General features: G+C 31.8%; 9 protein-coding genes and 1 other annotated feature. Of the genes, 8 read left to right on the top strand and 1 reads right to left on the bottom strand.

All coding sequences use genetic code 11. The features are described from left to right. Positions 1–67 precede the first annotated feature (67 nt). On the bottom strand, positions 68–1,837 hold the full coding sequence (locus L21TH_RS03530; protein ID WP_242826498.1) for a GGDEF domain-containing protein: 1,770 nt from the start codon (positions 1,835–1,837) through the stop codon (positions 68–70). A gap of 242 nt (positions 1,838–2,079) precedes the next feature. Here L21TH_RS03530 and L21TH_RS15060 point away from each other — a divergent pair, with 242 nt between their 5' ends. The 8 genes from L21TH_RS15060 to rlmD all read left to right on the top strand — a co-directional run bounded on the left by L21TH_RS15060 (position 2,080) and on the right by rlmD (position 12,109). Beyond that, a complete protein-coding gene (locus L21TH_RS15060) occupies positions 2,080–2,334 on the top strand; it encodes a GNAT family protein (protein ID WP_006309181.1) in 255 nt (84 codons plus the stop codon). A gap of 20 nt (positions 2,335–2,354) precedes the next feature. Further along, complete coding sequence (locus L21TH_RS15055) at positions 2,355–2,642, top strand: GNAT family N-acetyltransferase (protein WP_278244288.1); 288 nt, start codon at positions 2,355–2,357, stop codon at positions 2,640–2,642. 18 nt (positions 2,643–2,660) lie between these two features. Next, positions 2,661–4,019, top strand: coding sequence for an MATE family efflux transporter (locus L21TH_RS03520; RefSeq protein WP_006309165.1), 1,359 nt, complete (start codon positions 2,661–2,663; stop codon positions 4,017–4,019). Between the two features lie 17 nt (positions 4,020–4,036). Further along, positions 4,037–4,459 (top strand): PPC domain-containing DNA-binding protein, encoded by a 423-nt coding sequence (locus L21TH_RS03515; RefSeq protein WP_006309163.1) that lies wholly within the window; start codon positions 4,037–4,039, stop codon positions 4,457–4,459. Positions 4,460–4,578: 119 nt separating this feature from the next. Continuing rightward, positions 4,579–4,793: a binding site (T-box leader), on the top strand. 99 nt (positions 4,794–4,892) lie between these two features. Next, positions 4,893–7,304, top strand: coding sequence for a leucine--tRNA ligase (gene leuS / locus L21TH_RS03510; RefSeq protein WP_006309159.1), 2,412 nt, complete (start codon positions 4,893–4,895; stop codon positions 7,302–7,304). Positions 7,305–7,471: 167 nt separating this feature from the next. Continuing rightward, positions 7,472–9,337: a YgiQ family radical SAM protein gene (locus tag L21TH_RS03505; RefSeq protein ID WP_006309157.1), complete on the top strand. Its 1,866-nt coding sequence runs from the start codon at positions 7,472–7,474 to the stop codon at positions 9,335–9,337. A 208-nt stretch (positions 9,338–9,545) separates the two neighbouring features. Next, positions 9,546–10,502 carry an L-threonine 3-dehydrogenase gene (locus L21TH_RS03500; protein ID WP_006309156.1) on the top strand — a complete coding sequence of 319 codons (957 nt, stop codon included), beginning with the start codon at positions 9,546–9,548 and terminating at the stop codon, positions 10,500–10,502. Between the two features lie 236 nt (positions 10,503–10,738). Continuing rightward, positions 10,739–12,109: a 23S rRNA (uracil(1939)-C(5))-methyltransferase RlmD gene (gene rlmD / locus L21TH_RS03495; protein WP_006309155.1), complete on the top strand. Its 1,371-nt coding sequence runs from the start codon at positions 10,739–10,741 to the stop codon at positions 12,107–12,109. Positions 12,110–12,170: the final 61 nt, after the last annotated feature.

The raw sequence follows: 12,170 nt of genomic DNA, 5'->3' as shown, positions 1-12,170 counted from the left end.
AATAAATATTTAGAAAATTAAAAATATTTAATACAAAAAGAAAAAAGAAGACAAGAGGAGGGATATATTAGTATATTTCTTTAATTACATAGTTGCTATATTTTTCTTTTTTCGCTTCTTTTTTTATCGAACTCATATATTGAGCCAATTCACTAGGAGCTGCAAATTTATTTACTAAACCATATAATACTGCTATTGAGACAGAAGTTAGATTATATACGTATACATTACCGTTTCTGTCTTCAGATTTTATATATCCATTTAATCTATCTTTTTTATTGAAAAAGTTTAATATTTTTTCATCAAACTCAGAAATTACATTTTTACAGAATAATTCACATTCTTTTAATGGTGCATCTATTAAACAAACGAAATCATCACCGCCCACGTGCCCTACAAAGCTATTATATGGAAACATCGATTTTGCTTGAGTTTTTATAATTTCTGCTGTTAGCTGTATAATTTTATCTCCATTGTCAAAACCATATACATCATTATAGGCCTTGAAATTATCCAAGTCTAAATAAAGAATACAAGTAGGTTTATTTAAAGAAATAGTATCATTTAGCACACGGTTAATTATAGAGTTACCAGGTAAAGAAGTAAGGGGGTTAAGCTCTCGAGCATAATTTTTTTCTGCTGTAGTTGTATATAAAAGTAATTTTCTTATGGATACTATCCCACTATATTTAGCCCCTTTAGTTACGATTATATTGTCATAAACCTTATCGTTACTTCTGTCCATTGCTGCTTCTGAAACAATATTGATTGGTGTATAGTAATCTACAACTAAGGGAGCGTCATCCATGATAAGAGATACTGGTCGTTTAGAATATACAGCAAATCCATATTGTTTTGCTAATACAGAATTAAGGTGATTTTTCATTATCAACCCAACTGGTTTATTATTCTCTATTAAACAAGCACCTTCTACGTCACTATTATCAAAATATTCTTTTATTACTTTACAAGGAGTATCTGGAGAAAAAGCTTTAGCTTCTTCCATAATAGTACCTATATAATGATAATTTGCACTATACTTAAAGACGTTACTGGTAATTTTGTTGTAATTAATTATTAAATTTTTAATTTCTTTAGGAATGTCGGTTATATTTTCTGAAGGCTTTTTAAGAAGATAACCCTGTCCACCATATACGCCTAAGTTTATAAGTGTTTTAAGTTCTTCTTTAGTTTCTATACCTTCTGCAATAAGCTTAATATTTGTTGACATTGCTGTATCGACGAAGGCCTTAATTATTGCTTGCTTAAATGAATCTTTATCTATATCTCTTATTAATTCCATATCTATTTTAAGATAATTGGGTTTAGTTTTGCTTATAGTTTTTAATCCTGAGTAACCAGCACCTACATCGTCTATAGCTATTTTATATCCCTGATTTGTATAGTAATTTAATATTTCATTAAACTTTTTATAATCTTTAATAGCAGTTCTTTCAGTAATTTCAAAAATTATTGAGTCAGGAGGAAGATTATGTTTTTCTAAAAAGTTCATTGTAAAACCCTTTTTAAAAGAATCGTCATTAATTACATCTGGGTCTACATTTAAAAATAATAGCTTGTCTAATTTTAGTATACTGGCTTTTTCAATAGCACTAATTCTGAACAATTGTTCTAGTTCCCATAATCTATTTTGTTCATGTGCGATATTAAGGAGTTTTATCGGTGAATATAATGGTGAATCTTTTGGACCTCTACTTAAGGCTTCATAGCCTAAAACTTCTCCATCTCTAAGCCTAACTATTGGTTGAAACAAGGAAGTAACATTTCTGTTCTTAAGTATACTTTCGAACTCATCGGCTAAATTCAATTTATTCACCTCGGTTACTAAAAAAATACATTAATGTTACATTTATTATGGTATTATTATATAATTATATAGGAATTTAGCTTTTGTTAAATTAACGTTAACTTTCTATTAAATTGCGTACAGCAGTTAGTTTTGAAAACTTTATTGAGATATACTTACTTAAAATATAAGAATATTCTATTGAATTAAAAGGAAAATGTAAATAAATATTGAAAATATTAAACAGGTTTATTTTAGAGGAGGATACGGTATTGGTAAAAAAAGTATATAAAACAGATAGATTAATTCTAAAGACATTAGATGAATTATATGCTGAAAAAGTTCTTGAGTATTATATAAGAAATAAGGAGTTTTTAAGGGAATGGGAGCCAGTAAGGAAGCAAGAGTTTTATAAGATAGAGTATCACAAAAGACAGCTTAAAAATGATATGACAAAAATGAAAAACGGTGAGCTATTAAGATTATGGATATTTGATAAGTCAGATAAAACTTTGAAAGAGTTTTAGGTACTTTAGCATTTAGCAATATAGTAAGGGGTCCTTTTTTATCATGTTTTTTAGGATATAAATTAGATAAAGACGAAGTAAACAAAGGTTATATGACAGAAGCACTTAAAATGGGAATTGATATTGCCTTTAATGAACTTAAATTACATCGAATAGAAGCTAATATAATGCCTAAAAACGAGGCCTCTTTAAGAATAGTAAAAAAGTTAGGATTTTATGAAGAGGGAGTTGCCAAAAAATATTTAAAAATAAATGGAAAATGGGAAGACCATATTCACATGGTACTTTTAAATGAAGACATTGAATAAAAAATAGGAGAGAAAATTATGAATCAGATATTAAGAGATAAAAAATTTTATAAAACTATGCTATCAATTGCACTACCAGTAGCATTACAGAATCTAATATCATCATCACTTAATATGGTGGATACTGTAATGATTCAAAGATTAGGTGATAGTCATCTAGCAGCAGTAGGTATGGCTAATCAATTTTTCTTTTTGTTCGTACTTTTGTTATTTGGGATAAATAGTGGTGCTTCTATATTTGTATCTCAGTTTTGGGGTAAAAAGGACATATTAAATATACGTAGAGTACTAGGTATATCATTAATAACAGGTGGAGCATTAAGTATTATTTTTATGAGTGGAGCCTTATTTACTCCTAGATTTATAATGGGTATATTTACTGAAGATATAAAGGTAATAGGGCTTGGACAAAAATATTTAACGATTGTTGGTTTTAGTTATATAGTTACAGCAATAAGTTTTTCCTATGGATTTTCTTCAAGAAGTATAGGACAAGCTAAAACACCAATGATAGTTAGTGCATTATCATTAGCTACTAATACATTACTTAATTATGGATTAATCTTTGGAAACTTTGGCTTTCCAATGTTGGGTATTAGGGGTGCTGCTATTGCTACTTTGATATCTAGAACATTAGAGGTATTATTACTTACAGGAACTATTTATATTAATAAAGGTGTATTAGCAGGTAAGATAAATGAAATGATAGATATATCGAAGCAATTTGTTATTAGGTTCTTTAAAACTACTATGCCGGTGATTTTAAATGAGGCTTTTTGGTCTTTAGGAATTACTATGTATTTTATTGCATATGGAAGAATAGGTACTGAAGCCTTTGCGGCTGTACAGATTGCAAATACAATACAAAACATGTTTATGGTTGTATCTATGGGGCTTGGTAATGCATGTGCTGTAATGATAGGCAACGAGATAGGTGCAGAAAATGAAGAAAAGGCTATACAGTATGCTAAAAAGTATTCCATACTGGCTCCAGCGGTAGGTGTTATACTAGGATTAAGTCTCTTTTTATTATCACCTTTTATATTGCGATTATTTAATACATCACCACATATGTATCAAAATGCATATAGAACTTTAATAGTAATTTCAATTTTTATGAGCTTTAAAATGTTCAATACTGTATTAGTAGTAGGTATTTTAAGGGGAGGTGGAGATACAAAATATTCACTATTTCTTGAAATGGGTAGTGTATGGGGAGTAGGAGTACCATTGGCATTTATAGGTGCACTGTACTGGAGGCTACCTATTTATTTGGTGGTAGCGTTGGTTTCTATTGAAGAGGTTGTTAAAAGTTCTATAGGTATACCCAGGATAATTTCAAAGAAATGGGTTAGAAATGTAGTTAGGCATTTATAAAAAATAGGAGGGGTATTATGAATTATAAAAAGTTTGATAATAAGTATGTTGTGAGAATTGATAAGGGTGAAGAAGTAGTTGAGAGTTTGAAAAAGTTTTGTAAAGAAGAAAATATTAGATTAGCTTCAGTTACAGCTATAGGGGCTGCTGATAAGATTATCCTTGGATTATTTAAGTCTGATGAGAAAAAGTATTATTCTAAGGAGTATGAAGGTGACTATGAGATAACAGGACTTAATGGTAATATTTCTACAATGGACGGTGAAGTTTATATACATTTACACATCACTATAGCAGGGGAAGATAATACAGCTATTGGAGGACACTTAAATTCAGCAGTTATCAGTGGAACATGTGAGATGTTTGTTGATGTGTTAGCAGGTGAAGCTGATAGAATATATGATGAAGAATCAGGATTAAATGTTTTTAAACTAGATTAAAATACTGGGTTGTAGTATTATATAAGTATATGTATAATTAATAATTGAAAAAGATAAAAATATTTGATTTAGCTTGAATAATTTGTTATAATATCCCAAAGCTTATACAATAATAGAATATAAACGCGAAGAAGGGAAGTAGTAGGTTAAATGATTGCTTTCAGAGAGCTACCGGTTGGTGCGAGGTAGTACAATTATTAACCGAACTCGTCCCAGAGCTGTTAAGGTGAAATATTAGTAGCCTTAACCGGTACAATCCGTTATCTTGTCGAGTGGGTAATAAGTGTATTCTATTGCCAATTAGAGTGGTACCGCGAAACCTTTCGTCTCTAAATGACGGAGGTTTTTTTATTTTTATAAAAGAGTTAATTGTAATTTGTAGGCTAAGAGCTAAGAACTGTAGCCTAAGAACCAAATAAAAGGAGGTAAACTAATGAAAGAGTACAATTACAAGGAAATAGAACAGAAATGGCAACAGACATGGGACGAAAATGGTACATTTTATGCTAGCGATGACAAATCAAAACCTAAATTCTATCCATTAATAGAATTCCCGTATCCTTCAGGAAAGGGACTACACGTTGGACATCCAAGACCTTATACAGCATTAGATATAGTTGCACGTAAAAGAAGATTTGAAGGATATAATGTTTTATATCCAATTGGTTGGGACGCATTTGGTCTTCCTACAGAAAACTATGCTATTAAAAATAAAATACATCCTGCAGTAGTTACTGAGAGAAATATTGCGAGATTTAAGTCTCAATTGAAATCTTTAGGTATCTCATTTGACTGGTCAAGGGAAGTAAATACAACTGACCCATCATATTATAAGTGGACACAATGGATATTCTTAAAATTATTTGAAAAGGGATTAGCATATAAAAAGGAATTCCCTATAAACTGGTGTACAGATTGTAAAGTAGGACTTGCCAACGAAGAAGTTGTTAATGGTAAATGTGAACGTTGTGGTGGAGAAGTTGTTAAAAAGAAAAAGAATCAATGGATGTTAAAGATTACAGAATATGCAGAGAAGTTAATAAAGGATTTAGATTTAGTAGATTATATAGACAGAGTTAAAATTCAGCAAAAGAATTGGATTGGTCGTTCAGAGGGTATGGAAATTGACTTCAAGATTAATGGCGAAGACGAAGCACTAAAGGTATTCACTACTCGTCCTGATACGTTATTTGGAGTAACTTATATGGTAATAGCTCCAGAACATCCATTAATCAACAAATTAAAGGATAAGATAACTAATATTGATGAAATAGAAGAATATAGAGAAATGGCTAATAAGAAATCTGACTTTGAAAGAACTGAGTTAGTAAAAGAGAAAACAGGAGTAGAAATAAAGGGAATCAAAGCTATTAACCCTGCTAATGGTAAGGAAATCCCTGTATGGATATCAGACTATGTATTAATGACTTACGGAACAGGTGCAATTATGGCTGTACCTGGACATGATACTAGGGACTGGGAGTTTGCTAAAAAGTTTGGCTTACCTATTATTGAAGTTGTATCAGGAGGAAATGTAGAAGAGGAGGCATACACTGATACAGGAGACGGTGTAATAGTTAACTCAGACTTCATAAATGGAATGAGAGTAAAAGAAGCTAAAGAAAAGATTAGTGACTGGTTAGAAGAAAAGGGAATAGGAAAGAGAAAAGTAAACTATAAACTAAGAGATTGGGTATTCTCACGTCAAAGATACTGGGGAGAACCTATACCTTTAATTTACTGTGAAAAATGTGGTTGGGTACCAGTACCAGAGGAAGAATTACCAGTAGAATTGCCAGATGTTGAAAGCTATGAGCCAACAGAAACAGGAGAATCACCACTTGCCAACATAACTGAATGGGTAGAAACAACTTGTCCTAAATGTGGTGGTAAAGGTAGAAGAGAAACTGATACTATGCCACAGTGGGCAGGTTCATCATGGTATTTCTTAAGATATACTGACCCACACAATGACAATGAATTAGCTAGCAAAGAGGCTTTAGAATATTGGATGCCAGTAGATTGGTATAATGGAGGAATGGAGCATACTACATTACACTTGCTTTATTCAAGATTCTGGCATAAGTTCTTATACGATTTAGGCATAGTAAATACTCCTGAGCCATATCAAAAGAGAACTTCCCATGGTATGATTTTAGGAGAAAATAATGAGAAAATGTCTAAATCAAGAGGCAATGTAGTAAATCCAGACGATATTATTGAAGAGTTTGGAGCAGATACATTAAGAATGTATGAGATGTTTATAGGAGATTTTGAAAAGAGTGTACCATGGTCACAAAACGGTGTTAAAGGATGTAAGAGATTCTTAGACCGTGTATGGAGATTACAAAGTATCATAGTAGATGGAGATAAATACTCTAAAGAATTAGAAAGCAGTATGCATAAGACTATTAAGAAAGTAAGTGAAGACTATGAACAAATGAAGTTCAATACAGCTATATCAGCTTTAATGTCACTTACTAATGAATTCTATGATTTAGGTAAAGTGAACAAAGCAGAAATGAAGGCTTTCTTAATTCTATTAAATCCTGTGTCACCACATATCACTGAAGAGTTATGGCAAATATTAGATTTAGGTGGAATGTTAAATGAACAAACATGGCCACAATGGGATGAAGAAAAGACAGTAGATGCTGTGATTGAAGTACCTATACAAATTAACGGAAAGGTTAGAGGTAAAGTTACAGTACCAGCTGAAGCTTCTAAAGAAGAAATAAAAGCAAAAGCTTTAGAAGATGAATCTATCAGTAAATATGTAGAAGGTAAAAACATAATTAAAGAAATACATGTACCAGGTAAGATTTTTAATATAGTAGTTAAGTAAAGTAGATTAGTTTGGAACGACGAACCCGGTTCGTCGTTCCTTTTTTTAGCTGGAACGCTGAACCGGGTTCAGCGTTCCAGGATGCTTTCTGTATTTATACATAATATGATATACTTATTCTGATAATAAGTTAGGATAAGATTATATAGATAATAAAGGGTGATGAAATGTCGGATTTTTTACCTATCAACAAGGAAGATATGAAGAAAAGAGGTTGGGAGCAATTAGATTTCATATTGATTAGTGGAGATGCATATGTAGATCATCCTTCTTTTGGAGTTGCGATTATAGGACGTCTACTTGAAAGATATGGATATAAAGTAGGAATTATACCACAGCCTGATTGGAGAAGTGCAGAGGATTTTAAGAAACTGGGAAGACCAAGGTTAGCCTTTTTAATTACGGGTGGAAATATAGATTCAATGGTAAATCATTATACAGTTGCGAAAAAAAGAAGGAAACAGGATAATTATTCACCAGGTGGTAAAATGGGACTTAGACCTGATAGGGCTTCTATTGTATATTCACATAGGGCTAGAGAAGCTTATAAAGATGTTCCTATTATTATTGGAGGAATAGAAGGAAGTCTTAGAAGGTTAGCACATTATGATTATTGGGATGACAGAGTACGTCGGTCTATACTACTAGATGCAAAGGCCGATATGATTGTATATGGTATGGGTGAAAAGCAGATTTTAGATATAGCCGAGGCTTTAGATAGTGGTTTAAAGATTCATGAGATTGTATACGTAAAAGGTACTGTATATAAAACAAATGATATATCTAATATTTATGATGAGCATATTGTTTTACCTTCATATGACGAAATTTTATCTTCAAAAAGAAAATATGCAGAAAGCTTTATGGTTCAATATCAAAATATGGATTCTGTATATGGAAAAACTCTTATTGAACCTTATAATGGTCATTATGTAGTACAAAATCCTCCTGTAGAACCTTTATCACAATCTGATTTAGATAGCATTTATTCACTTCCTTATATGAGAACCTATCATCCTATATATGAGAAGGATGGGGGCGTTCCTGCAATAAGGGAAGTACGTTTTAGCTTAGTAAGCAATCGTGGATGTTTTGGTAGCTGTAATTTTTGTGCTTTAGCCTTTCATCAGGGAAGGGTGGTGCAGTCTAGAAGTCATGAATCAATATTATCAGAGGCTAATAAGCTAATCACAGAACCTGATTTTAAAGGGTATATACATGATGTAGGAGGGCCTACTGCAAATTTTAGACATAGAGCATGTGAAAAACAGGAAAAGCACGGTGTTTGTAGGCATAGACAATGTTTGTTTCCAGAGCCCTGTAAGCAGCTTATTGTAGACCATTCAGATTATCTTAAGCTTCTTAGAAAACTAAGGAACTTACCAGATGTTAAAAAAGTATTTATTCGCTCAGGAATACGCTATGATTACTTAATGCTTGATAAGGACCCAAAGTTTTTCTATGAATTGTGTAAGCATCATATAAGTGGACAGTTAAAGGTGGCCCCAGAACATGTATCATCTAGGGTTTTAGAGAAAATGGGTAAGCCTAATAAAAAGGTATATGACAAATTTGTTAAACGTTATCATGAGATAAATAAAGAGTTAAAGAAGAAGCAGTTTTTAGTTCCATATTTTATGTCTAGTCATCCGGGTTCTACACTTAAGGATGCTATAGAATTGGCTGAATATTTAAGGGATATAGGATATATGCCTGAACAAGTACAGGATTTTTATCCAACCCCTGGTACTTTATCTACATGTATGTATTATACAGAGCTTGACCCTAGAACAATGAAAAATGTATATGTTGCTAAGTCACCTCACGAAAAGGCAATGCAGAGAGCTTTGATACAATACAGGAAACCTCAGAATTATAATTTAGTTTATGAGGCATTAATGAAAGCAAATAGACGAGATCTTATTGGGTTTGGGAAAAAGTGTCTTATTCGTCCTAAGAAGGATAAAAAAGTTAACCAAGGTAAAGATAATAAAAGAAAAAATAAGAAAAAAAGGCGTAAAAAAAGAAGGTAATAAAATTAAACTAATAATAAATATAGGTGTTATCTGTTAAATAAAATTAAGAAAAAAATGAAGTAGGATATTAGTAAGTTATTGTATAATAATATTAAATAGAAATTAAAATAGGTTATATAATAGTATAAATAGTTTTAGATTATATTACCTAAGAAATGAAAACGTTTCACTACTTATAATATAATAATTATGTGGAGGTGTACATATGAAAGTATTAATAACTGGAGCTATGGGCCAAATTGGTTCAGAGCTTACAATGAAGTTAAGGGAACGATATGGTAATGATAATGTTGTTGCAAGTGGTTTAAGAAGAGAAGGTTCTGAAAAGGTATTAGAGTCTGGACCATTTGAAATTGTAGATGTTACTAAACCACAACAAATAGCAGATGCAGTAAATAAACATAAAGTAGACTGGATTATACATCTTGCTGCAATATTATCAGCAGTAGGTGAATCAAATCCTAACTTAGCTTGGGATGTAAACATGGGTGGATTATTCAATGTACTTGAAGTAGCTAGAGAAAGTAAATGTGGAGTATTCACACCAAGTTCAATAGCTGCTTTTGGACCATCAACTCCTAAAGACAATACTCCACAGGATACACTTCAAAGACCAACTACTATGTATGGAGTAACAAAGGTTGCAGGAGAATTACTTTGTGACTATTATTATCAAAAATATGGAGTAGATACTAGAGGGGTACGTTTCCCAGGATTAATTTCTTATGAAACTTTACCTGGCGGAGGTACTACTGACTATGCAGTAGAAATATACTACAAAGCTATCGAAGAAGGAAAATACACTTGCCCTATTAAAGATGGTACATATATGGACATGATGTATATGCCAGATGCATTAGATGCTATAGTAAACCTTATGGAAGCTGACCCAGCAAAATTAAAGCATAGAAATGCATTCAATGTAACAGCTATGAGCTTCCAACCAGAGGATATTTATGCTGCAATCAAAAAACATATGCCAGACTTTACAATGGATTACAATGTAAATCCAGTACTTCAAAACATTGCTGATTCTTGGCCAAATTCACTAGATGATAGTGCAGCACGTGAAGAATGGGGCTGGAATCCAAAATATGATTTAGATGCAATGACAAAGGATATGTTAGAGAAGTTAAAAGTTAAATTAGGTAAGGATAAATAAGAGATAATATTACGACAGCAGCGATAAAAACGCTGCTGTTTTATTTTAAGAAAGTATATTTACTTTATAGCTTATAATTAAGGTGAATATAAGTTTAGCCGATTTTATTCTAAAACTATCTTTACCTGTTTATAGAAATACGATAAAATTTAGAGAGTCATTATAAAGAAATAAAGTCAGGAAATAATAAATCGGTATATAAAAAATAACAATTGAGACAGTATAATCTTTAGGAGGTGTTTACTATTAAAAAGAATGATATCATAGAAGCAGTTATAGAGGATGTAATGTTTCCTAATAAAGGGATAGCAGTAGTTGATAATAAAAAAGTTATTATAAAGAACACAATAAAAGGTCAAAAAGTTAAAGCTAGAATAACCAAAAAGAGAAGAAATAAAATAGAAGGAAAGGTTCTAGAAGTACTAGAACGTGCAGCGATAGAAAAGGAAGCAAAATGTGAGCACTTTGGAGCATGTGGTGGATGTTCATATCAAACTATACCTTATAATGAGCAATTAGAATTCAAGGCTAATCAAGTTAAAAGATTATTAGATGATGCAGGGATTAAGGGTTACGAATTTTTAGGTATTGAACCAAGTCCAAATGAATACGCATATCGTAATAAAATGGAGTTTACATTTGGTGACGTTGAAAAAGGTGGAGATTTAGCTTTAGGGTTGCATAAAAGAGGTAGGTTTTATGAAATTGTTACAGTAGAGGGCTGTCAAATTGTAGATGAAGACTTTACTTTAGTTTTAAATACTGTGTTGAAATATTTTAGAGATAAAGAAATACCTTTCTATCATAAGAAAACCCATAAAGGAGTATTAAGGCATTTAGTAGTAAGAAAGGCTATAAAGACAGGAGAATTACTTGTAAACCTTGTAACTAGCTCACAAATGGAATTAGACTTAACTGAATTGATAGAGAAGTTAAAAACTACAGAACTACAAGGAGAACTAAAGGGATTTTTACATACAATAAATGACTCATTAGCAGATGCAGTATTAAGTGATGAAACTAGGATTTTATACGGACAGGACTATATTACCGAGGAAATATTGGGACTTAAGTTTAAGATATCAGCATTTTCTTTCTTCCAAACTAATTCACTAGGAGCAGAAAAACTATATTCTGTAGTACGTGACTTTGCAGGAACTACAAAGGATAAGGTTATATTTGACTTATATTGTGGAACTGGAACTATTGCTCAAATAATGGCTCCAGTAGCTAAAAAAGTAATAGGGATTGAAATTGTTGAAGAAGCTGTAGAAGCAGCCAAAGAAAATGCAAAACTAAATGGATTAGATAATTGTGATTTTATTGCTGGGGATGTAATGGAGAAGGTTAAAGAATTAAAGGATAAACCAGATTTAATAATACTTGACCCACCAAGGGATGGTATACATCCAAAGGCAATAAACAAGATAATAGACTTTGATCCTCCTACATTTGTATATGTATCCTGCAAACCAACATCATTGGCTAGAGATTTACCTGTGTTTGTTGAAAGGGGATATGAGGTTACTAAAGTAAAATGTGTAGACATGTTCCCTCATACGCCACATGTGGAGACGGTTGTGTTGATTAAAAGAAAACACAGCTAGTGAAATGTTTCTTCATAGCCCTCACCTTTAGTTCAAGGTGGGGGTTATTTGAGTTTTACGA

This window comes from Caldisalinibacter kiritimatiensis (genome assembly GCF_000387765.1).
Taxonomy (GTDB): Bacteria; Bacillota; Clostridia; order Tissierellales; family Caldisalinibacteraceae; genus Caldisalinibacter; species Caldisalinibacter kiritimatiensis.
This window is presented reverse-complemented; position numbering and strand designations above follow the sequence as displayed.

Coding starts and splice junctions, on each gene's coding strand:
- L21TH_RS03520 (WP_006309165.1), top strand. CDS start 2,661: ATGAATCAGATATTAAGAGATAAAAAATTTTATAAAACTATGCTATCA.
- L21TH_RS03515 (WP_006309163.1), top strand. CDS start 4,037: ATGAATTATAAAAAGTTTGATAATAAGTATGTTGTGAGAATTGATAAG.
- leuS (WP_006309159.1), top strand. CDS start 4,893: ATGAAAGAGTACAATTACAAGGAAATAGAACAGAAATGGCAACAGACA.
- L21TH_RS03505 (WP_006309157.1), top strand. CDS start 7,472: ATGTCGGATTTTTTACCTATCAACAAGGAAGATATGAAGAAAAGAGGT.
- L21TH_RS03500 (WP_006309156.1), top strand. CDS start 9,546: ATGAAAGTATTAATAACTGGAGCTATGGGCCAAATTGGTTCAGAGCTT.